21 protein-coding genes, 1 tRNA gene and 1 riboswitch are annotated in these 21,784 nt (G+C 59.6%); of the genes, 12 read left to right on the top strand and 10 right to left on the bottom strand.

The window, feature by feature from the left end:
• Window positions 1–2 precede the first annotated feature (2 nt).
• The 3 genes from urtC to urtE are packed head-to-tail and all read left to right on the top strand — an operon-like array spanning window position 3 to window position 2,606.
• Window positions 3–1,169: an urea ABC transporter permease subunit UrtC gene (gene urtC, locus E5180_RS09315; protein ID WP_138924138.1), complete on the top strand. Its 1,167-nt coding sequence runs from the start codon at window positions 3–5 to the stop codon at window positions 1,167–1,169.
• A complete protein-coding gene (urtD, locus tag E5180_RS09310) occupies window positions 1,166–1,918 on the top strand; it encodes an urea ABC transporter ATP-binding protein UrtD (RefSeq protein ID WP_138924137.1) in 753 nt (250 codons plus the stop codon). Before urtC ends, urtD begins: the two co-directional genes overlap by 4 nt.
• Window positions 1,911–2,606 carry an urea ABC transporter ATP-binding subunit UrtE gene (urtE, locus tag E5180_RS09305; protein WP_138924136.1) on the top strand — a complete coding sequence of 232 codons (696 nt, stop codon included), beginning with the start codon at window positions 1,911–1,913 and terminating at the stop codon, window positions 2,604–2,606. Before urtD ends, urtE begins: the two co-directional genes overlap by 8 nt.
• A gap of 9 nt (window positions 2,607–2,615) precedes the next feature.
• Here the strand turns inward: urtE and E5180_RS09300 are convergent, their stop codons facing one another.
• Window positions 2,616–4,862 (bottom strand): ATP-binding protein, encoded by a 2,247-nt coding sequence (locus tag E5180_RS09300; RefSeq protein WP_254700448.1) that lies wholly within the window; start codon window positions 4,860–4,862, stop codon window positions 2,616–2,618.
• Window positions 4,863–5,297: 435 nt separating this feature from the next.
• Here E5180_RS09300 and E5180_RS09295 point away from each other — a divergent pair, with 435 nt between their 5' ends.
• The 3 genes from E5180_RS09295 to E5180_RS09285 all read left to right on the top strand — a co-directional run bounded on the left by E5180_RS09295 (window position 5,298) and on the right by E5180_RS09285 (window position 7,950).
• Window positions 5,298–6,269: a mechanosensitive ion channel family protein gene (locus tag E5180_RS09295; protein ID WP_138924134.1), complete on the top strand. Its 972-nt coding sequence runs from the start codon at window positions 5,298–5,300 to the stop codon at window positions 6,267–6,269.
• A gap of 24 nt (window positions 6,270–6,293) precedes the next feature.
• Window positions 6,294–6,809 carry a DUF421 domain-containing protein gene (locus E5180_RS09290; protein WP_138924133.1) on the top strand — a complete coding sequence of 172 codons (516 nt, stop codon included), beginning with the start codon at window positions 6,294–6,296 and terminating at the stop codon, window positions 6,807–6,809.
• 73 nt (window positions 6,810–6,882) lie between these two features.
• On the top strand, window positions 6,883–7,950 hold the full coding sequence (locus tag E5180_RS09285) for an alpha-hydroxy acid oxidase (RefSeq protein ID WP_254700447.1): 1,068 nt from the start codon (window positions 6,883–6,885) through the stop codon (window positions 7,948–7,950).
• Here the strand turns inward: E5180_RS09285 and E5180_RS09280 are convergent.
• The 8 genes from E5180_RS09280 to E5180_RS09245 form a co-directional block, all read right to left on the bottom strand.
• On the bottom strand, window positions 7,947–8,762 hold the full coding sequence (locus tag E5180_RS09280; protein WP_138924131.1) for an energy transducer TonB: 816 nt from the start codon (window positions 8,760–8,762) through the stop codon (window positions 7,947–7,949). The two genes, E5180_RS09285 and E5180_RS09280, sit on opposite strands and share 4 nt — an antisense overlap.
• On the bottom strand, window positions 8,759–9,250 hold the full coding sequence (gene exbD, locus E5180_RS09275) for a TonB system transport protein ExbD (RefSeq protein WP_138924130.1): 492 nt from the start codon (window positions 9,248–9,250) through the stop codon (window positions 8,759–8,761). Before exbD ends, E5180_RS09280 begins: the two co-directional genes overlap by 4 nt.
• A gap of 5 nt (window positions 9,251–9,255) precedes the next feature.
• The gene (gene exbB / locus E5180_RS09270; RefSeq protein ID WP_138924129.1) at window positions 9,256–10,119 is read right to left on the bottom strand and encodes a tonB-system energizer ExbB; all 864 of its coding nucleotides are present in this window, start codon (window positions 10,117–10,119) and stop codon (window positions 9,256–9,258) included.
• Window position 10,120: 1 nt separating this feature from the next.
• The gene (locus tag E5180_RS09265; RefSeq protein ID WP_138924128.1) at window positions 10,121–10,804 is read right to left on the bottom strand and encodes a Fe2+-dependent dioxygenase; all 684 of its coding nucleotides are present in this window, start codon (window positions 10,802–10,804) and stop codon (window positions 10,121–10,123) included.
• A gap of 65 nt (window positions 10,805–10,869) precedes the next feature.
• Window positions 10,870–13,302, bottom strand: a complete 2,433-nt coding sequence (locus E5180_RS09260) for a TonB-dependent receptor (protein WP_254700446.1) — start codon at window positions 13,300–13,302, stop codon at window positions 10,870–10,872.
• A gap of 186 nt (window positions 13,303–13,488) precedes the next feature.
• Window positions 13,489–13,965: a hypothetical protein gene (locus E5180_RS09255; RefSeq protein ID WP_138924127.1), complete on the bottom strand. Its 477-nt coding sequence runs from the start codon at window positions 13,963–13,965 to the stop codon at window positions 13,489–13,491.
• Window positions 13,962–14,126: a hemin uptake protein HemP gene (gene hemP, locus E5180_RS09250; protein ID WP_093734290.1), complete on the bottom strand. Its 165-nt coding sequence runs from the start codon at window positions 14,124–14,126 to the stop codon at window positions 13,962–13,964. The genes E5180_RS09255 and hemP overlap by 4 nt, the downstream gene beginning before the upstream one ends.
• A 367-nt stretch (window positions 14,127–14,493) precedes the next feature.
• The gene (locus tag E5180_RS09245) at window positions 14,494–16,137 is read right to left on the bottom strand and encodes a BCCT family transporter (RefSeq protein WP_138924126.1); all 1,644 of its coding nucleotides are present in this window, start codon (window positions 16,135–16,137) and stop codon (window positions 14,494–14,496) included.
• A 397-nt stretch (window positions 16,138–16,534) separates the two neighbouring features.
• Here E5180_RS09245 and E5180_RS09240 point away from each other — a divergent pair, with 397 nt between their 5' ends.
• From E5180_RS09240 to E5180_RS09230, 3 genes are all read left to right on the top strand, one after another.
• The gene (locus tag E5180_RS09240) at window positions 16,535–17,266 is read left to right on the top strand and encodes a hypothetical protein (protein WP_254700445.1); all 732 of its coding nucleotides are present in this window, start codon (window positions 16,535–16,537) and stop codon (window positions 17,264–17,266) included.
• 35 nt (window positions 17,267–17,301) lie between these two features.
• Window positions 17,302–17,479: riboswitch (cobalamin riboswitch) on the top strand.
• 50 nt (window positions 17,480–17,529) lie between these two features.
• On the top strand, window positions 17,530–18,210 hold the full coding sequence (gene bluB, locus E5180_RS09235) for a 5,6-dimethylbenzimidazole synthase (RefSeq protein ID WP_138924124.1): 681 nt from the start codon (window positions 17,530–17,532) through the stop codon (window positions 18,208–18,210).
• 227 nt (window positions 18,211–18,437) lie between these two features.
• A complete protein-coding gene (locus E5180_RS09230; protein ID WP_138924123.1) occupies window positions 18,438–19,436 on the top strand; it encodes a hypothetical protein in 999 nt (332 codons plus the stop codon).
• A gap of 189 nt (window positions 19,437–19,625) precedes the next feature.
• On the opposite strand, the gene E5180_RS09225 is transcribed toward E5180_RS09230, so the two are convergent.
• Window positions 19,626–19,700: transfer RNA gene (locus tag E5180_RS09225), tRNA-Thr, on the bottom strand.
• Window positions 19,701–19,784: 84 nt separating this feature from the next.
• On the opposite strand from E5180_RS09225, the gene E5180_RS09220 reads away from it, so the two are divergent.
• The 3 genes from E5180_RS09220 to E5180_RS09210 are packed head-to-tail and all read left to right on the top strand — an operon-like array spanning window position 19,785 to window position 21,724.
• Window positions 19,785–19,985 carry a hypothetical protein gene (locus tag E5180_RS09220; RefSeq protein ID WP_138924122.1) on the top strand — a complete coding sequence of 67 codons (201 nt, stop codon included), beginning with the start codon at window positions 19,785–19,787 and terminating at the stop codon, window positions 19,983–19,985.
• Between the two features lie 3 nt (window positions 19,986–19,988).
• A complete protein-coding gene (murA, locus tag E5180_RS09215) occupies window positions 19,989–21,257 on the top strand; it encodes a UDP-N-acetylglucosamine 1-carboxyvinyltransferase (protein ID WP_138924121.1) in 1,269 nt (422 codons plus the stop codon).
• Window positions 21,254–21,724: a DUF2948 family protein gene (locus tag E5180_RS09210; protein WP_138924120.1), complete on the top strand. Its 471-nt coding sequence runs from the start codon at window positions 21,254–21,256 to the stop codon at window positions 21,722–21,724. Before murA ends, E5180_RS09210 begins: the two co-directional genes overlap by 4 nt.
• The last annotated feature ends 60 nt before the right edge of the window (window positions 21,725–21,784 follow it).

Raw genomic sequence — 21,784 nt, 5'->3', positions numbered from 1 at the left:
CCATGCGTAAAACATTCCTTTCACAAAACCCCTCTGTCATGTGGTTCATCGCCTTTCTGGGGCTGTTCACTTTGGCTGTCGCAATCGGGTCAGAGGCAACAGGCACCGGCCTGATCTCCACGTCGATGGTCAAGACCTTGGGTAAGACCCTGTGCCTATGCTTGATCGCCATCGCAATGGATGTGGTCTGGGGGTATTGCGGTATCCTAAGCTTGGGCCACTTCGCCTTCTTCGGCATCGGCGGCTACGCCATCGGCATGTGGCTGATGTATGCGCGGACCGAAGGCATCGTTATGACCAGTCTCGAAGGCCACGTTATCCCGCCCACGCCGCAAGAGGTGCAGGACGCCATCGGCAACCAGATTTTCGGCGTCGTTGGCAGCTCTGACTTTCCGTGGCTCTGGGCTTTCTCGGACAGTCTGTTTCTGCAACTGCTAATGGTGGTGATTGTGCCGGGGCTGCTGGCGCTGGTCTTTGGCTGGCTGGCGTTCCGCAGCCGTGTGACGGGTGTCTACCTGTCGATCCTGACGCAGGCGATGACGTTGGCCCTGTCACTGTGGCTGTTCCAAAATGACAGCGGCTTGCGCGGCAACAACGGGTTGTCGGGTTTGCAGAATATTCCAGGCTACGAGAACACTTCGCAAGCAACCATCAGCCTTGTTTTCTTTATGGGATCGGCACTGGCGCTCGGGCTTGGGTATATTCTGTTCGCATGGGTGGTGTCGGGCAAGATGGGCAGCGTTGTGCAAGGCATCCGCGACAACGAGGCCCGCGTGCGGTTCCTTGGCTACCGGGTGGAGCGCTACAAGCTGTTCATCTTTACGCTGACCGCTGTTGTCGCAGGGATTGCCGGGGCGCTCTACTATCCGCAGGCGGGCATCATCAACCCCGCAGAGATCGCGCCGATTGCGTCGATCTATCTGGCCGTCTGGGTCGCCATTGGCGGGCGCGGGCGGCTGTATGGGGCGGTGATCGGGGCGGCGTTTGTGTCGTTGCTGTCCAGTTGGTTCACGGGCGGCGGTGCCCCTGCCATCAACCTCGGCTTTTATACGATCCTGTGGACCGACTGGTGGCTGGTGCTGCTCGGCGTGTCCTTTGTCTGCGTCACCTTGTTCTTTCCCAAGGGGATCGGCGGCTTGTTTGACTATCTGGTGAGGAAACCGTCATGAACGATACCCTTTTGGAAGTTTCGGGCGTGTCGAAATCCTTTGACGGGTTCAAGGCGATCAACAACCTGTCGATCCAGATCGCAGAGCCCGAACTGCGCGCCGTGATCGGCCCCAACGGGGCGGGCAAGACTACCTTTATGGACATCATCACGGGCAAGACCAGACCTGACAGCGGTCACGTCGTCTGGGGGGAACGCAACATTTCCCTGCTCGGTATGTCAGAGGCGGATATCGCCAACGAAGGGGTGGGGCGCAAGTTTCAAAAACCCACCGTGTTCGAGGCGCAGACCGTGCGGCAGAACCTCGCCATGGCGCTCAAGAACCCACGTGGGCCGCTGGCAGTGTTGCTGCACCGCAAGACGGCATCGAATGCCGCGCGGATAGAAGGCATCGCGGCAGAGATCGGCCTGACCGACAGCCTGACCCGTATTGCCGGTGAGTTAAGCCACGGCCAGAAACAATGGCTGGAGATCGGGATGCTGCTGGCACAGGAACCACGTCTGCTGTTGGTCGATGAACCCGCCGCGGGCATGACCGTAGAGGAACGCGAAAAGACCACCGATATTCTGAAACGCGCAGCCAAGACCCGCGCGGTGATCGTGGTGGAACATGACATGGAATTCGTGCGCAGGCTCGACTGCAAGGTCACGGTGCTGCACGAGGGGTCAGTTCTGGCCGAAGGCAGTCTGGATCACGTGACATCAAACCCGAAAGTGATCGAAGTTTATCTGGGGCGTGGCCATGCTTGAAGTCGAGAATCTGGACCTGCACTATGGCCAAAGCCGCATCCTCTACGAAGTGTCTTTTCAGGCCCCCAAAGGGCAGATCACGACGCTGATCGGCAACAACGGGGTGGGCAAGACATCCACGCTCAAGGCGATAGCGGGGCGGCATCCGGCCTCTGGCGGGACGATCACCGTGGACGGTACGCCCGTGCGGATGACCACAGCCTTTCAGGCGGCGAACGCAGGCATTGCCTATGTGCCACAGGGGCGCGAGGTCTTTGCGATGATGACAGTCGAGGAAAACCTTGAGACGGGGTTTGCCTGCCTGCCCAAGGCCGAGCATCAGATTCCCGACCATATCTACGATCTGTTCCCCGTCCTGCGCGACATGAAGGCGCGGCGCGGGGGCGATCTGTCGGGCGGGCAACAGCAACAGCTGGCCATCGCGCGGGCGCTGATCACGCGGCCTCGGGTCTTGCTGCTGGACGAACCCACCGAAGGCATCCAGCCCAATGTGATCCAGCAGATCGGCGATGCCCTTCGGTTGCTACGCGCCCAAGGTGATATGGCGATTGTGCTGGTCGAACAGAACGCCGATTTCGCCTATGCGCTGGGCGATAGTTTTATCGTGGTCGAGGGCGGGCGCAACGGCACGCGCAAGCTAAAGGCGGATTACACCAAGGACATGTTGATTGCCGATCTGGCGCTTTAGCCCGCGCACTTAGGCAACAAGCGCGACGTCGGGGTCTTCGTCGGTGGAGGGACAGGTGAACCAAAACACGGTTTCCTCGCCCGGGACGCTATCATACCCGATCTCGCCGCCCATTGCCTCGACCAGATGGCGCGAGATATTGAGCCCCAACCCGGTCCCGCCGCGTTGCCGCGTGTTAGAGGCCTCGGCCTGCGAGAAGGGTTGGAAGATACGCTCGCGGAATTCGTCCGAGATGCCGTTGCCCAAATTGCTGACCGAGATTTTCGTCATGTCGCCCATCGGGGTGGTGGTCACGGTCACGGCAGTATCAGGATAGGCGAATTTACACGCGTTCGACAGCAGGTTTGTCAGCACCTGCATGATGCGGTTCTTGTCTGTCAGCACGTGGTGGTTGGGGGCAGGAGGGGCGACGTCGATCTCGACCTTCCATTCGGTGGCATAGGGTTCGACCTGCTCGGCTGCCAGTGCGACAATATCACCAAGCTTTTCGGGTTTGGGGGCAACGCTCATGCTGCCCGCGTTGATCTTTTCCATATCCAGAATGTCGTTTACCAACGCTACCAGACGGTCGCAGTTGGCCGAGGCGATTTGGACCAGACGAACGGCACTTGCGTTCGGGTCGTTCTGAGTTTGCGCTTCAAGCAGGCCCAATGCGCCCCTGATAGAGGTTAGCGGCGTGCGCAGTTCGTGGCTGACGGTGGCGACAAAGTCGTGCTTCATCTGCTCGAGCTTGTAGGTTTCGGTTATATCGATCTGGATGCCCAGCATCCGCAGCGCGGTCCCGTCCTCAGCTCTTTCAACCACGACGGCGTCAGATTTGATCCAGCGCCAGTTGTCGCGACCGACCCGAACGCGAAAGCGGGCCTCGGCGCGGTCGGTCATACCGTTGATGCAGGCCATTTCGGTCTTTTCGACAATTGCGATGTCGTCGGGGTGTATATGCTGCATCTTGCTGGCATAGGGGTTCGGGCGATTGGGGTCGGCAGGGCACTGCATGATCTCGCGCCATGTGTCCGATACCACCGACGTGTCGTTTTCCAGATCCATGTCGAAAACACCGATATGCGCACTGCTCAGCGCGAGGCTCCAGCGTTGTTCGGTTTCAGCGATCTTGAGCGCGCGGCGCTGGCTGTCGGTGATATCACGCAGCATCAGCGTAATGCGGGTTTCTCGGTCGGCGGTTAGCCAGGTGTTTTTCTCGACCTCCAGCGTGCGCGGCTCGTTGCTGCCGGGCAGGGGCGGCACGACGATCTTGGTGCCGCCATCCGCGCGGTAGATGTTGACTTGGGGCAGATGGTCTTGAATGAAATCGCCGGTGGCATCCTTGGTAAAGCCTGCGGCGCTCAAATACCGGCGGGCGGCATTGTTGAGATGCAGGATCTCTCCCGACTGCCGCACCGAGATGATGGGAAGCATTGCGTTCTCGAGAATCGAGCGTTTTTCCTGATGCTGCGTCTCAAGTTCGCGGGTTTTGTCGGCAACGGTCTGGCTGATCGTCAGATTGCGTTTCAGGATCACCGACTGGATCACGAGGATCAGCGTGGTAATGACCAGTGAAAGCCCTAGCACAATCCACTTGGCCCTGTTGGGTTGCGCCGCTTCGAAGATCGGGGTGCTGCCCCAACTAAAAGTCATGCGCTGGCCATAGCCATAGTGATCGCGCTTGTAAGAAAACTGGGGAACGTGATCTGGATAGGCGCTTGTTGTTCCGGGCTGAAAGGCCGTGCTGTCGGATCGATAGAAAGACACCTCTAGGTTAATAAGGTCCTTTTGAGACGGGAATAAATCGCGAAATATTTCCGGGACATCCAACATTGCAAAAGCAAACCCAAAGAATGATCCCTCACGATCGGGCGTGCTTTCGCCCGACGCAAGAGGCAGGAAAATGGGCTTGATCAGCAATGAGTGCCATATGCCGCCATGCTCCATAGGTAAGCTGGACAGGGTTTGGTCGCTATCGCGTGCTGCTATTGCAGTGGCCAGAAAATCGGGATGATCTGAAAAAATGTTTCCCAACATGCCATCAAAAGCATTCAAGGGTGCCATATGACGCACTGTAAAATCTGTGCGGCTTGAATCCGCTTCCAAGTTATCGGGCGTGGCAAAACCAATGCCATCAAGCACATAGGAACCGTCGGCGACATGGACAGATGCAGCATAGGTCAACATATCCTGCGCCGTCACCTCGTCAGAGGCCGCAATAAACCCCCCAACCCCGTCCAGCGTTCTGCCGTATTCTTCTGCGCGCTGTCCCATGGCGGCTAGTCCTTGGTCCACCAATGCATGGAACCGGTCTTGTGCCTGAACGTGCACGGTATTGCGCGCGACGAAAAAGAACAGGAACGATAAGCCCAGGCAGACGCAGAGGGTGATCAGCTGAAAGTGTGCGAGCTTGCGCGGAATTATCATCTTTGCCCTGTCATCAAGGAGAGCGCCGTGGGTCGCGCGCTCTGGGTCGTTAAAGGTATCTTTGTCACGTATTGGGTGGGGAAACTGGCGGAATTATGGCGCTGTTGCGCATTTCACACAAGGCCTGCGCAGCGTTGGTCGTAGTTTGGGCGCATATCCCAGAGGTATTTCGGAACCCGCGGGTTGTCGCGTCGTTTGTCCCTGAAATGTGATTAAAAAGCCACATAGGTTCTGCGAGACGAACCGCTTAGGCTTGGTCGCGAACAATTAAGGACCGCCCCTATGGAAGAAGTCGATGCGAACCCCGGCCTGATTTTTGATAAACTCGATGGCTGGTTGGACGGCTTCTTTCGATTGCTACCAAATATCGGGGTCGCACTGGTGGTGGCAGTCGTCTTCTGGTTCTTGGGAATTGGCATCGGTGCATTGATCCGCAAGACCGCAGGGCGGCGTGGGCGTGACAATCTGGGGAACGTTGGCGGATCGCTGATGCGGTGGGCCGTAACGGTTGTCGGTTTTATGCTGGCCGTCACCATCATCGCGCCAACCGTCACCCCGGGGGATCTGATTGCCGGGCTCGGCGTCAGTTCGGTTGCGATTGGTTTCGCGTTCAAGGATATTTTACAGAACATGCTCGCCGGTATATTGATCCTGCTGCGTCAACCGTTCGAGGTTGGCGATCAGATCGTGTCGGGGGGCCATGAAGGCACTGTCGAAAAGATCGAAACCCGCGCCACGATGATCAAAACCTATGATGGTCGTCGCGTCGTGATCCCCAACTCGGACATCTATACCGACAGCGTGGTGGTCAACACTGCCTTTGACACGCGACGGTCCGAATATGACATTGGTGTCGGCTGCAATGATGACTGGGATACGGCCCGCAAGGTCATGCAAGACGCCTGCGCTGGCGTTGAGGGCGTGGAGACAGACCCCGCACCCGAGACAATCCCCGTCGAGCTGGGGGATTCAGCAAATATTATCCGACTGCGCTGGTGGACGAAATCTGACCGCGCGTCGCAAATCCATACGTTCGGGGCCGTGCTGCAGGCGGTCTATAAGGCGCTGGATCAAAAGGGGATCGACATGCCTTATCCAACTCAGGTGCATCTGTTCCACGACCAGACAGAGGAAACAGACGGCAATCGCCGTGCTCAGCGCGAAGGGTGGCCCGCGGGCGAGGGCGACGTTCCGAAATCGCGTGCCCAGAAACGCGACGAACAAAAGCCACAAGACCGATCCAGCAACGCCTAGCGACCCCATCAAAGGAGGAATTACATGTTTTTCGACAACACGGTACTCGACGTTCTGGCGCGCGGCTTTGTCCTAAGCGGTGTGGCGTTGTTCTGGATCATCTTGATGGTGCGGATTGTCGGGCTGAATTCATTCTCCAAGATGACCAATTTCGACTTTGTGACGACAATCGCCTTCGGCTCTTTGTTGGCAGGGGCGGCGCAGGCATCGGACTGGAAGGCGTTCTTTCAGACGTTGGTCGCGACGGCGTGCCTGTTTCTGTTCCAGTTTACGTTGTCGTATTTTCGGCGGCGCTCTTCGACGGTGCTTCATACCATTCAGAACGCGCCGGTATATTTGATGAAGGACGGTAAAATCTGCGAAGAAGCCATGCGGGTAATGCGTGTGTCGCGCAGCGACCTGATGGAGAAACTGCGCGAATCCAACGTCTCGCGATTAAGCGATGTACGTGCTGCGGTGTTCGAGACGACGGGCGAGGTTTCTGTTCTGTGTGGGGACGAGATCGATGACGCCATGCTAGAGTTTGTTAAAGACGTCTAAGCCGCATACCTGAGTGTTTTAGTCGCTTGTGGTGGCGGTCGTTTTGCGCGATCTATGGGCTATGCCTGTTACCATGTCAGACTTCGAACAAACCGCCCATACGACCCTCGCCAATGACGTGTTTGCCTACCTCGAAGGCGGCGCGGAGGCAGAGCTGTCGCTACATCAGAACCGTGCCGCCTTTGGCCGGATCGGCTTGCTGCCGAAATTGCTGGCCGATTGCGGGGGCGGGCATACGCGCGTCACGATATTGGGGCAACCTGCCGCGCATCCTATCATGGTCGCACCCATGGCGTTTCAGCGGCTTTTCCACGCGCAGGGCGAAAATGCGACCGGGCTGGCTTGTGCGGCGCAAGAGGCGGTGATGGTGCTGAGCTGCCAGACCAGCACAGCGCCCGAAGAGATCGCAGCCATTCCCGGACGACGCTGGTTTCAACTTTATATGCAAGCCGATCACGACAGTACGATGTCTTTGGTCACCCGCGCCGTTGCCTGCGGAGCAGAGGCGCTGGTGGTCACGCTGGACGCGCCGATTAATGGCCTGCGCGACCGCGAAGTCGCGGCCGGTTTCGCCCTGCCGGACGGGGTGCGCCCCGTGATGCTGGATCCTCTGCCGCAACCGCATCGACCTCAGTTGCAGGATGGGCAAAGCGTGGTGTTCGACGGCATGATGGTCTTTGCGCCCACGTGGAAGGATCTGACACGACTGATCGCGGACAGCCCCGTTCCGGTAATCATCAAGGGGTGCCTGCGTGCCGAGGATGCCCGCCGGTTTGTCGATGCCGGTGTCGCGGGGATCATCGTGTCGAACCACGGGGGGAGGGTGCTGGATACCGTGCCCGCACCGGTGACGCGGCTGGCCGCCGTGGTGCAAGCGGTGGGGCAGGATGTGCCGGTCTATCTGGACGGCGGCATCCGGCGCGGGAGCGATGTGTTCAAAGCACTGGCGCTTGGGGCCGAAGCGGTGCTGGTCGGCCGCCCCGTGATGCATGGGTTGATCGTCGACGGGGCGCGGGGGGCCAGTCAGGTGCTGCGGCGTCTGCGTGACGAGCTAGAGGTGACGATGGCACTTTGTGGCTGCGCGACGGTTGCAGACATTACCCCCGACATGCTCACCCCGTTCGAAGAGTCGCGCCCCTAGCGGAAGCGGTAGCTGATCGGGATCGCCAGATTGAACGGACCGGCCCCCATCGTCGATGGCGGACGCGGCAGAGTTTCAAGGCGGTCAAAGATGTTCAACGCGGCTTGATCCAGCACGGGCCAGCCCGATGATTTCGACACCTCGCGCGCTTTGATCTGACCGTATTCATCCAGCGCGAACGCCACCGTCGTTGTGCCCTCGGCTCGGGCGTCGCGGGCGCGGCGGGGGTAATCCTTGGCGGCGTTCAGTGCCAGTACCAGCGACTTTTGCCAATCGGTGATCTCTGCCCGCTCTGCGTCTGTCAGACCCTGTTCCTTGGCAGAACTTTGATCCTGTTCATCCTGACCGGGGCTCGCCTTTGGGGCCGCTGCGGTGCTTTGTGCGGCGTTTTCGTTTTGGGTCTCTTCCTGCAACTCGGTCGGCGTTTCTGTCGCTTCTTTGTCCGTGTCGACCTCTTGATCGGGGTTGGCGATCTTGAACTGCAGCTCGGGGTCGTCGGGAGTGTGCGGGATCTGGGCCAGCAGCGGGTCGTTGGAGGCTTTGGCTTCTTCGCGCTCGGCAGGGCTTTCCAATGTGGCTTGGCTATCCTCGGCGGGCGGGCCATCGGGCAGGTCCGTTTCGGGCGCAGCCATGATCATCTCGACCTCGGCCAGATCAATCAGCTCTCGGCCCTGAATGCCCGCTTCTTCCGGCGGCTCGTAGGCAGAGGCCTGCGTCAGCCACAGTGCGACCAGCGCACCGTGTAGGCCGATGCTCAGCCCCGCACCCAGCATCAAACCGGCTCCGTATTTCGGGGCGTAGGCAAAGCTCATTCGGGTGCGTCCTGCGCAGCGGCGGCAGGCGGAAAAGTGGCAAGGTCGCCAGCCGTAGCGGGGGCCGCGCCGCCCTCCTCCTCAAGCCCGACCAGCCCGATCTTCAGATAGCCTTCGCTGCGCATGCGGTTCATCACCGCCATCACTTCGCCATAAGGGACAGAGCGATCAGCATTGATATAGATGCGCGTGCCCAGATCCAGACGGGTCAGGATACCAAGACGCATGTTGAGATCACCCAAGGATACATCCTCTTCGCCGACACTGAGGCTCAGGTCCTGATGAATGGTAACAAAGACCGGATCATCGGGGCGCGGCGTGGGGGTGCCGGTGGCGACCGGCAGTTCCACGTTGACGTCCACGGTGGACAGCGGGGCCGCCACCATAAAAATGATCAGCAGCACCAGCATCACGTCGATGAACGGGGTGATGTTGATATCTGCGTTCGGGGCTAGGTCGTCGCCGCCGTCTGAAAGTCGCACGCCCATGGGGGTTACTCCGCTGCCAGTTTGGTGGCGATATCGGCGGTGGTGTGGGGCACGTCGGTGATACGCTCGGCGCGGTCCAGATCGCGCGACAAGCAGCGTTCAACCAAGGCCGCCGCATCACCGACACGCGCACGGTAGCCGGTCACGACGCGGGTAATATGATTGTACAGCAGCACGGCAGGGATCGCGGCGACCAGACCGATGGCGGTGGCCAAAAGCGCTTCGGCGATACCGGGGGCCACAACTGTCAGGCTGGTGCTGCCGCTTTCCGCGATGCCGATAAAGCTGTTCATGATGCCCCAGACCGTGCCGAAAAGCCCGATGAACGGCGCTGTCGACCCGATGGAGCCGAGGACCATCGCACCCGATTGCATTGACCGTGCAGCACCGGCCTCGATCCGCGAAAGTTCGGATGCGACGCGTTCCTTGATGCCGGCCTTGTTCAACCCGTCAGAGATAGCGATCTCTGCCAAAGCGGCGCGGACCATGGCGCGCATAGGCCCGGAAAAGGATTTCGCAGCAGCGCCTTTGACAGCACCTGCCTTGGCGAGCTTGCGATAGGACCGGCGCAGCCGTGCGTTGGCCCAGCTAACTTGTACAATCTTGCCCGCCCACACGGCCCAGCCCAGAACCGAGGCAATCGCCAGCCCGAACATCACCGCCTTGACGACAATATCCGCGCCCATGAACATCGCTAATGGAGAATGACCGCCCTGCTGCGCAGCAATGCGCATGGGGTCGGACAGGGCAGGCCCGATCCATTCATTGACCCATGTGATCAGCGCGATATTGACCGACGCGGTGTCGGCTGCGGCCAGTTGCGGCGTTGCGACAAGGACAGCCGCCAGAAGGATACTCGGAAATTTCATGTTAGGTCTCTGCCCATTGCCGGATGAGGTTGTGATAGATGCCGGTCAGGCGCACGGCGGTCGGGTCGTTCAGGCCCGCGCTGGCTGACAGCTCTTGGATGGATTGATCCAGATCGAACAGGATCTCGCGCTGGCCGCCGTCGCGCACCATCGATTGGACCCAGAAAAAAGATGCGACGCGTGCGCCACGGGTGACGGGTGTGACCTGATGCAGCGAGGTCGACGGGTAGAGCACACAGTGCCCCGCAGGCAGCTTGACCGATTGGGTGGCGTAATTGTCTTCGATGACCAGTTCGCCGCCGTCATAGTCTTCGGGGTCGTTCAGGAACAACGTGCACGATAGATCCGTGCGCAGGCGCTGGCCGGTTTGCGGGTTCACGCGGATGGCATTGTCGACATGCACGCCAAAGGTCTCCGCCTCTTCGTAGCGGTTGAACATCGGGGGCAGCACATGCAGCGGGAGGGCCGCGGAAACCCACGTCGGGTGGCCCATCAACCGTTGCAGCACCAATGTCTGCAGGTCGGGCAGAACGGGGCTGTCGAGCGGAATTTGCTGGTTGCGTTTGGTTTGCGCCGACTGCGCGCCGGCGGTGTTGCGACCATCATCCCATTGGGCCGTATCAATGACAGATCTGATATGGGCAACTTCCTGCGGTGACAGGATATTTTCGACGCAGAGCAACATGGTGTATCCTTTCGAGGGGATCAGCTGGCGGCGCGGGTCTGCGCCGCCAGCCAGTGGTGTGTAGCTTAGAACTTCATGCTGACAGAGATCGACGCAGAGCGACCCGGCGCCACATAGACGAACGGCGTGCCGGAGCGGTACAGCGCGTCATAGTAGGTTTCGTCCAGCACGTTATCGATGCGGAAATTGACCGAGGCATCATCCGTGATGTGGTAGTCCGCCATCAGATCAAAGCGCCAGTGGCTGGGCAGCTCGTTGCCGTTGGTGGCCGCGAATGTGCCGCCCTGAACACTGCCGCGCCATGTGGCTTGACCGCCAAAGCTCCACTGGTCGTTGACGTCGTAACGGGCCAGTACGTTGAACTGCTCGTGTGCGATATTCGCGAACTCTTCGCCAACGTTGTCGGGGTTGCTGCTTTTCAGCACTTCGCTGTCCATCAGGGTCGCACCGCCAAAGAGGCTCAGCTTTTCGGTGATGTTGCCGCCAAAGCCCAGTTCGATCCCGCGGACGCGGTATTCACCGGTCGCCGTGGTCACAACAGGCGCGCCGCGACCGCCGGAGCTTTCACGGGCGTTGTCCTTGGTGGTCTGGAACAGCGCTGCGGTGGCGGTCAGGTTGCCGAACTGCCATTTGGTGCCCAGTTCGATCGCGGTGTTTTCTTCGGGCTCAAGCAGAAGGTTCGAGGAATCGATCCCGTTGTAGCTACCGCCCCCGGCATCCAGTTCGTCCCCGACAGGGTTGGATGAGGTGGCATAGGACAGGTAGACCGACCCGTTCTCACGTGGCTTCCAGACAACACCCGCGTTCCAGTTGAACAAGGTGTCATCGCGCGACAGCGTTTCAGCACCGGCTTGGGTGGTGGTCCGGCTGACGCTGTAATCATCCAGACGGGCACCAAGGTTCAGCTGCCACTGCGGGTTAAACGTGATCGTGTCATTCAGGTACAGCGACCGCGTCGTGACATCGGTCAGCGTCGCATCCGCGCTGCGTACCGGTGTCGCTGTGGAACAGCCGCTGGTGTCGGGGTTGTAGATCGAGACAGTGCACCCTGCCAGACGGTCTTCTGCGGTGCCGCCACCGACTTCGGAGGACAATCCGACATAGCCACGCTGGCTGATCTCTTCACGCGACAGCGCGAAGCCCGCGATCATGTCGTGGCGTGCCGATCCGGTGTTAAAGCCAAAAGACAGCTCGCTGGTGTTGGAGGCCACTTCGTTCACCTGATACCGGCTCTTGGGGGAGGCGGTCAGGGTCCAGTTCTGCGGATCGGCATCCGAAGTGTTGGGACGCTCAGGAGCAGACACGATATAGTCGTTTTCTGTCCGGCTTAGTCGGCTGCGGTTGGTAAAGGTCATGCCCGGCGCGATTTCAAATGTCGCGCCAAAGGTGGCAACGCTTTGTGTCGCATCGTGGAAGTCGCGGTCGGGGTTGCCGTAGAAGGTGTCGCGATCCAGCGTCGGACGACCCGCACCGGCTTCGGTGAAGGGCACGTTGTTGGTGCCATCCCATGGAACGCCCCAGTCGGGCATCTGCTTCATCTGCAGCTGGTAGGCTTCGAAATCCAGTGTCAAACGGTCGGTCGCTTCGTATTCAGCGGCAACCGACAGACCCAGACGGTCGTCTTTGCTACCATCGCGGCCTGCAACGTCGCTGACTTGGGCGACGGCACCGATGCGGGTCTTGAAACGGTCGTTCCAGACCTTGTTCCAGTCCACTTCCTGCCGTGCCAGATCGGCGGTGCCAAGGGTTGTGGTGGTTTTGACGAAGTCCGTATCTTGCGCCTTTTTGGTCACCAGATTGACCGCGCCGCCTGTGGTGGAACGCCCACCGATGGAGCCGGACGGCCCTTTGGTGATCTCGACCTGTTCGGCCATAAAGGTTTCGCGCACGGCAACGCCGGAGTCCCGCACGCCGTCGATGAAGACGTCGTTAGAGGACCGGAAGCCACGGATGAATAGAACGTCGCCGAATGCGTTGCCGCCTTCGCCTGTGCCCAGTGTGATGCCGGGTGTGGTGCGGGCAAGTTCGCGGACCGACGTCGCATTCTTGTCGCGCAGCACGTCTTGCGTCACGGCGGTAACAGTGCGCGGCGTGTCCACCAGCGGCTGCGTCAGCAGCGAGTTGCCCGACCGAACCGCCTGATATCCGGCTTCGGGATTGGCGAAAGGCGACAGGCCGTTCTCGCCGGCAACCGGCGCGGCAGGTGCGGCGGGGGCTGCGACCACGGGGGCTTGGGCTACGACAGGCGCGGGGGCAGGTGCAGGTGTCACGCGTGGCGCTGGCGCGGCCGCGCGTTTCTTGGCGGGTTGCGGCTTGGGCTTGGCGGCCTGTGGTTCAGAGGTTTCAACTTCGATCCCAGGGAGCAGGAGCGGCTCGTCGCCGGATTGCGCATAAAGCGCTGCTGGAGAGGCCGCACTGATTGCGGCGGCGGTCATCATGCCGATGCTGCGGCTGGCCGTGTGGCCCCGCAAGCTGTGGGGTGTTTTCGTCTGTGTCATATCGCCCTCGTCATTGCCCATTCGGGCTGCTTTTAGGGGGCTGGTCACGACGATTGGCTACCTGTTCTAGGGCGGGGTACTAAAGCCGATAAAAACAATCAAGTATTAATGTTCAGTTGCCTTATGAAATTTTCGAAGGGTTGCCGCCCTGCACGTTTTGCGGCGAAAGGCCCAGGCCTGCGTTGATCAATGCAGCGTTGGTGCTGCCTCTATCCGGGCGATGTCGCGTGGCGCACTCAGGTGCATTCGCTTGAGCGCGAGGCCAAAATCAGCCGCAAGCGATGCCACCAACGGGGCCATATCTGCGCGTACCAGCAGGGTTGCGATCAGCATTGCATCTTCGCGCTGGCCCTCGGTGGCTGTGGAGATGAAATTCGCAAAGCAGGATTCATCAGCGCCAAGACATTTGCACGTCACAGAGTGGCGCATCAAAGGACGGCGACCGAACCGCGCACAAAGTGAGCAGAGCTGTTCAAACGTGGCAAGCGCCTTGGACCCGCTGGTGTGACCCAGAACGCTGGCCAGATCGCTGCCGACTTTTTCCTGCGCATCAGGCCCGTCACACCACATCCGCAAGTATATAACCGACGCAGCCTGAAGGCTGTTTAGCTCTGTGATAAATCCTACCGGCGCACCGCCGGGGTGCTGATGTGCATCCCTCATTTGGTCAGGATCAACTTGCCAGCACGCGTGATTCGCAACGTGTAGGTCTGGGTATCCAGCACGATTTGCGCCAGATCTCCGCCTTCGGTCAGGTCGCGGGCGGAATAGGTCGGAAGCGCGTTCATCGGGGTCTGGGTCTTTGGGGGGGCGTGAAAGGTCATAGGGCTGCTCTATCGGTTGGCGTGAATAGGGAGTGCGGCACGCGGCACGCAAGATCAGGCGGTCCGCTGGCGCAGACCTGTCGGATCACGGCACTATGCGTTTTGGAAATTGGGATCATCATGGGACTCCTCACATCAAATGTGTCGGGCGTCCCCGTGATCGTGCGCGGGGTGGCTAGACGTTGCGCTAAACCTGATGGAAATAATAGGGTATGTCAATCCGACAGTTTTAGTCGGAATATAGAGGGTGGAGGAGTGCCAGTGATATTGCCCCGAGGCGGGGCATAAAAATACCCCCCGCAGCGCAGGGCCACGGGGGGTATTGATCTTGTCGGCGCTCAGATAATGAACGCATCAGGTTCAGGTGTTACTGCGACTTCATCTCGTCGAGCAGGCCACGAATGATGGCATAGCACAAGAACAGCAGAACCACGGTGAACGGCAAACCGGTCGAGATAACCATCGACTGCAAGGATTTGAGCCCGCCTGCCGAAAGCAGCAGCACGATCGCGACCGCACCTTCGAAGATGCACCAGAACACGCGCTGTGGCACGGGCGCATCGACTTTGCCGCCTGCCGTGATCGTGTCGATCACCAGCGAGCCGGAGTCCGACGAGGTCACAAAGAACACGATGACCAGCACAATGCCGATCAGCGATGTGATCCCGGCGAGGGGCAGCGCATCAAGCATCGCGAACAACTGGCGCGGCAGCTCTGCATCTTGCGCGGCGGTGTAGCCGTCGCTGACCACTTGGTCGATCGCTATGCCACCAAAGACGCTCATCCACAAAACGCAGACCACGCTTGGGATTAGCAAGACGCAGGTGAGGAATTCACGCACGGAACGGCCACGGCTTACGCGGGCGATAAACATACCCACGAAAGGCGACCAGCTGATCCACCATGCCCAGTAGAACGATGTCCAGCCTTGCATAAAGTTCACGTCTTCACGGCCAACGGGGTTGGACAGGGCAGGCAGGTATTCGGCATATGCCACCAGGGATGACCCAAAGGTCGACAGGATCGCCCATGTCGGCCCCACCAGAAGCACGAACACCAGCAGCAGGAACGCCAGACCCATGTTGATCTCGGACAGGATTTTGACGCCGCCGTCCAAGCCGCGCAGCACAGATACTGTCGCAATCGCGGTGATACCGGTAATCAACAGAACCTGAGCCGTCGGGCCGACTGGCAGGCCAAAGAGCTCGTTCAGACCCGCGTTGGCTTGCGTGGCACCGAGACCCAGCGAAGTCGCCAAGCCAAAGAGCGTGGCAAATACCGCAAGGATGTCGATCAGGTGACCCGGCCAGCCCCAAACACGTTCGCCCAAGATCGGGTAAAACGCAGAGCGGATGGTCAGGGGAAGACCCTTGTTATAGCTGAACAACGCCAGCGCCAGACCCACGACGGCATAGATCGCCCAAGGATGCAGACCCCAGTGATAGATCGTTGCCGCCATGCCCAGACGTGTCGCTTCGACCTGATCGCCTGCCGCTCCACCCAAAGGTGCCCAATCGCTGCGCAGCCCATCTTCGCCCAAAGCGGTGCCGCCCATAGAGCTTGAGAAATGCGACAGCGGTTCGGAGACACCATAGAACATCAGACCGATGCCCATGCCCGCTGCGAATAGCATCGAGAACCACCCAAGGTAGGTATAGTCGGGGATCGCATCCGCACCGCCAAGACGCACACGACCCAAAGGCGTGACAATCAGCATCAGGCAGAAAATTACAAACACGTTGCCGGCAGAGATAAAGAACCAGTCAAAGCCCTTTGTCACTGACGAAAACAGCCAGGTGAACAATGCGCCCGAGTGTTCGGGCAAGGCGAGCGTGTAGAAAACAAAGGCGATGATGAACACGCCCGAGATCGCAAAGACCGGGTTGTGAATGTCAAAGCCGAAGGGCCCGACGCTGCCTTCTTTGTTGTCTTGGCCAATCTCGTAATCGGTATCGATTACGGCAGCGGCCCCGTCGGGTGTCGGGATACCCGGCGACGTTTCATCCGTCATGAGATGCACTCCATTCTAAAGTATATGCGACCGAACATAGCGCAACTCCGACAAAACAGCCACCGTTGCGGGTCGGATTAAGCAAGTGAATATCATGGCTTAGGTTCTGAAAGCAGGCTTGACGGCTCGGAAGGGGGTCATGGGGTATACGTTTTTACCCCGATTTACCGCGAATCCCCTGTTTGGGTGCCAGACGTTCGCGGCGGGCGGTCTGACGTGTCGCGCCGCCAAATCCCGTCTGAACGAAGGGGGCAACCGCACGGCGGGATAGCCCTCTATCCCAAAAGATACCGCCCCCTATCCGTCGATGCCCCCGACCCACCTGCTTGCGCAAATGAAAGCGCAGCCGTCAGCGGTCACGATAGGTCCATGACAATTTTTCATCATGGGGGATGACATGAAAGTTACACACACACTGCCAATTCTTGCCACGGCCGCACTGATGGCCGCCACCGCTGCCAGCGCTGATAGTTTCAGCCTCTCGGGGGCCCGGTCGGCCATGCAAAGCGATATTTCGTTTAACGCCATGCAATCCGCGGGACAGGGGCAGATCAAACTGCGCCACAAGGTCCAGCCCAAAGCGCAGGCTCGTACCCCCACCATCAGCAGCCGCAGCCGTTCCTTTCAGGCGTTCAGCGGTGTCAGCACTGCGGCTGACCTCAAAAGCCTCATTGCTTGGGCCGAGGCCGGCCCCAAAGGGTACGACGCCGTGCAGTACGGGGCCAAGCGCCTGCCGCCGCAGCGCCCGACACAGATGACCATCGGCGAAATCTATCGCTGGATCGACCGCACACCCGGACAGCAACACGCCATTGGGCGGTATCAGTTCATACCTGCCACCTTGCGCAGCCTTGTGCGTCAGGCAGGGCTCAGCAAAAACGACCGCTTTACGCCAAAGCTGCAGGACGGGCTGGCGGATATTCTCTTGGCTGATGCAGGGTTCGTGTCCTTCAAGAAGGGCGAGATCAGCCGCCACCGCTTTATGGAAAACCTTGCGCGTATCTGGGCCGGGTTTCCCACTGCTAGCGGGCGGTCCTATTATCACGGCTATGCCGGCAATAAGGCGGTCATTTCATGGAACGAGTTTGACGCCGTCATGAGAAAGATTTTCGCGACCAAACGCAGTTGATCCCGCGATAGGGCTTGTTCCGGGCGGATAGCCGTGGCCCAATAGGACGGTCTGGTGTCCGCGTGGCGGAAGAATCGGGAAGCGGGTGAAAGTCCTGCACGTGCCCAACGCTGTAATGGGGATGGTTTGCGCCTAGGCCACTGGAGATATCCGGGAAGGCGTGCAGACCAGACGACCCTAAGTCAGAAGACCGGCCAGACAGTACAGCTTGCCCCGCGTGGACAGCGGGATAGGCGAAGAAATGTATTGTTGGGGAATGAACAATGCCGATATCGTCCGCGCTGGCACCCGCCGCGCCTTTCTCAGATGCTGAACGCGACGCCGTGTACAAGGCAATCTTTACCCGCCGTGATGTGCGCGATCAGTTCTTGCCCGATCCCGTTGCAGACGATGTCCTGCACCGAATTTTGACCGCCGCGCACCACGCGCCCTCGGTCGGCCTGTCACAACCGTGGAATTTCATCGTGATCCGCGACCAGCAGGCGCGCGATCAGGTCTGGCAGGCCTTCAACACCGCAAACGAGGAAGCCGCCCAGATGTTCGAGGGGGATCGGCAGACGACCTACCGGTCGCTCAAGCTCGAAGGCATACGCAAGGCTCCCGTCAATATATGCGTGACCTGTGATCGCAGCCGCGGCGGCAAGGTGGTACTGGGCCGCACCCACAATCAAAGTATGGACCTTTATAGCACCGTCTGCGCGATCCAGAACCTTTGGCTTGCCGCGCGCGCCGAAGGCATCGGCATGGGGTGGGTCAGCGTGTTCCACGATGCGGATTTGCGCAGCTTGCTGGGTATCCCCGACCGCATAGAGATCGTCGGCTACCTGTGTCTGGGGCACGTCGACGAGATGTATCAAACGCCCGAGCTTGAGGTGAAGGGCTGGAGCAAGCGGCTCCCCGTGGGCGAAATGATCTTTGACGGCAAATGGCAGGGTGACCCCTAGGCGGGTATTCCCCCTGTGTCATGGGACACGTCGAATATTTGAGCAACTGGCGGAACTTTGCCGGTTCCATGACGTTCCCCCTCTGAAGCCTGCGTATGTCGCGCGGGCGCTAACAGAGGATTATTTCTAATGGGCGGTATCATTTATCTCGTAGGTCTTGTGGTTGTTGTCATGGCGGTTCTTTCGCTCATCGGCCTAGCGTAATTCAATGCCGGGGAGGCAATTACATGAATACGACACTTACTGACAAAACACCCGACGGATCATATGTCGACTGGCCTGCAATTTTCGCAGGTACCGTTGTCGCTGTGGCCATTGGCCTGTTGCTGACCAGCTTTGGCGCGGCGCTTGGCCTGTCGTCGATCACGCTGGACGGGACAGACAATTCTTCCACACTTGAACTGGTGCTGACGGCGCTGTGGCTGGTGATCACGCTGATCGCGTCTTACCTAGCAGGGGGCTATATCGCTGGCCGTATGCGCCGCCGTGTTGAAAGCGCGACGGAAGACGAAGTGACTGCACGTGACGGCATCAATGGTCTGGTTGTTTGGGGCCTCGGGTCGGTTATCACTGCCGTTATGCTGTCCACTGCCTTTACATTTGCCGCCAACACCGCAGGCAATGTTGCTGCTGGTGCAGGCAAAGCAGCCGGTACTGTTGTGGAAGCTGCGGGCTCTGCCGTGGGCGGTGCTGCAGCCGGTCTGGCTGATGCTGCTGGTGCGGCGATTCCGGACGAGGCAAAGAATGATCCGACCGACTATCTGTCGAACCAGCTTTTGCGTCCAAATCAGGTTAACCCGACCACCGCTGATCCAGAAGAGCTGGCACAGCAGACAGCCAGCATCATGGCAAATGTCTACCGCACGGGTGAAGTGAGCGAAGAGGATCGGACCTATCTTGCCGGTGCCGTCGCTGCACGTACCGATCTGACACAAGCACAGGCGAAGAAACGTGTCGATACGGTCGTGACCGAAGCGCAGGAAGCGCGCCAGAAGGCCGAAGAGGCAATCGCCGCAGCCAAGGCCGAAGCCGAGCAAGCTGCTGAAGCGGCGAAAGAAGCTGCAATCGATGCAGCTCAGGCGGCCCGTAACGCGGCCATTCTGGCAGCCTTCGTTCTGGCTGCTGCGTCGTTGATCGCCGGTGTCGCATCGGTTGCAGGGTCTGTCCACGGTGGCCGTCACCGCGACCAAGGCCGCTTGTTTGCCGGTCTGACATACCGCGGTTAATCCGCATAACGTGGAAATTGAGACCCCGTCTGCGCAAGTGGTCGGGGTTTTTTTATTCCAGCGGCGATTCGCGAGAGTGTGCACGGCATGGATCAGTAGCCGGTCAGCGGAACGCCGATCAGATGGGCAACTCAGCTGCGAAAGCTGAGCAGAGGCAAAGGCAATAAGATATGATCATTCAGGGGGATCTGGTGCTGAAGGGGAGGATTGAACTCCCGACCTCGTCATTACCAATGACGCGCTCTACCACTGAGCTACTCCAGCACTGTGGGCGGGTGATTAGCCCCATTCGCAATATGGTGCAAGCGTAATCTGGACCATATCGGTTCGCTACGCTAGACAATCGACATGTCAAAGGATACCGCCCCTCAAAAGCCGCCAAAACCCAATGAATTGCGGGAAGACAGGCTAAAGGCCGCGCTGAAAGCCAATATGGGCCGACGCAAGGCACAAGCGCGTGCGCGCAACGACAAAACCCAAAGCGACGACGCGCAGAATGATAGCACGCAGACAGATAACGGCCCGACCGGCCAAAGCAAGGAAGGCTGAAGGATGGATTCTATTGTGGTCAAAGGCGGCGGTGAGCTGTCCGGACAAATTCCGATTGCGGGGGCCAAGAACGCCTGTCTGACGTTGATGCCCGCGACCCTTCTGTCCGAAGAGCCGCTGACGCTGACCAACGCGCCGCGCCTGTCCGATATTCGCACGATGACCGAATTGCTGCGGTCCCTGGGCGCAGAGGTGACGTCGATGCAGGACGGTCAGGTTCTGGCGATGTCATGCCACGGAGAGATCAACACACGCGCCGAATATGACATCGTGCGCAAGATGCGGGCGTCGAACCTTGTGCTTGGCCCGCTGTTGGCCCGCGAAGGGCACGCGCAGGTGTCATTGCCCGGGGGGTGCGCGATCGGTGCGCGTCCGATGGACATTCACACTGATGGTCTTGCGCTGATGGGCGCTGAAATCGACCTGCGCGACGGGTATCTGCATGCCAAGGCGCAAGGCGGGGCCTTGAAAGGTGCGGTTATCGACTTTCCGTTTGCCTCTGTCGGGGCCACAGAAAACATCATGATGGCTGCGACGTTGGCCAAGGGGACGACGGTGATCAACAACGCCGCCCGCGAGCCCGAGATCGTGGACCTTGCCGACTGCCTGCGCGCTATGGGCGCACAGATTGACGGCGACGGCACCAGCCGGATCGAGATTCAGGGCGTGGACCGTCTGCATGGTGCCACCCACCGGGTTGTGACCGACCGGATCGAACTGGGCACCTATATGCTTGCCCCCGCGATGTGCGGCGGCGAAGTCGAACTGCTTGGCGGGCGCATCAACCTGCTATCGGCCTTTTGTGAAAAGCTGGATGCCGCAGGGATCGATGTGACCGAGACCGACAAGGGACTCAAGGTCGCGCGGCGCAATGGTGTAATCAGCGCAGTTGATGTGACGACCGAACCTTTCCCGGGCTTTCCAACCGACCTGCAGGCGCAGATGATGGCGCTGCTCTGTACGGCGGACGGCACTTCGGTGCTGGAAGAGAAAATCTTTGAGAACCGCTTTATGCACGCGCCGGAGCTGATCCGCATGGGGGCAAATATTGAAGTCCATGGTGGCACCGCGACTGTTCATGGCGTCAAAAAGTTGAAAGGTGCGCCGGTGATGGCGACCGATTTGCGGGCGTCGATCTCGTTGATCCTTGCCGGTATGGCCGCCGAAGGTGAAACACGCGTCAGCCGCGTTTATCATCTGGATCGCGGGTACGAACATGTGGTGGCAAAACTGCGCGGCGTGGGCGCAAATATTGAACGGATCAAAGAATGACCGAAGATGCACGTTTCGAAGACGGGCGCGAAGCCCCGCTGAACCTCGGCGCGTTGGACGTCGAAGACCTCAAGGTGATCTCGTCGCTGGCGCAGGATGCTGTGTTTCCGGGGTCGGAAATGCGTTGGCTGCAAAAGGAAGGGCGCTTTGCCTTGCTGCTGAACCGCGTTCGCTGGGAGGACGCCGGCAAGTCGCGTCACGTCCCTGAGCGGGTGCAAACCATTTTGATGTTCAGCAACGTGCAGCGCGTCTCAAGCCAGGGCGTGAACAAGGGCGATGCGGATACCATCCTGTCGCTGTTGCAGATCGAATTCACCGAAACCGACGCGCCATCGGGTGACGTGCTGCTGACCCTTGCAGGGGATGGCGTGATTCGTCTGACCGTCGAAGCGCTGGATGTGACGTTGAAAGATGTGACGCGCCCCTATGCGGCCCCGTCACGCAAGCTTCCGGAACATCCGGCCTAAGCGTTCTTTCTTGTCCCTCGTCGCGCAGCCTGACTGTGCGACGATTCTTCAAAGCCCATT

This window comes from Sulfitobacter sp. BSw21498 (assembly GCF_006064855.1).
Lineage (GTDB): Bacteria > Pseudomonadota > Alphaproteobacteria > Rhodobacterales > Rhodobacteraceae > Sulfitobacter.
This window is presented reverse-complemented; position numbering and strand designations above follow the sequence as displayed.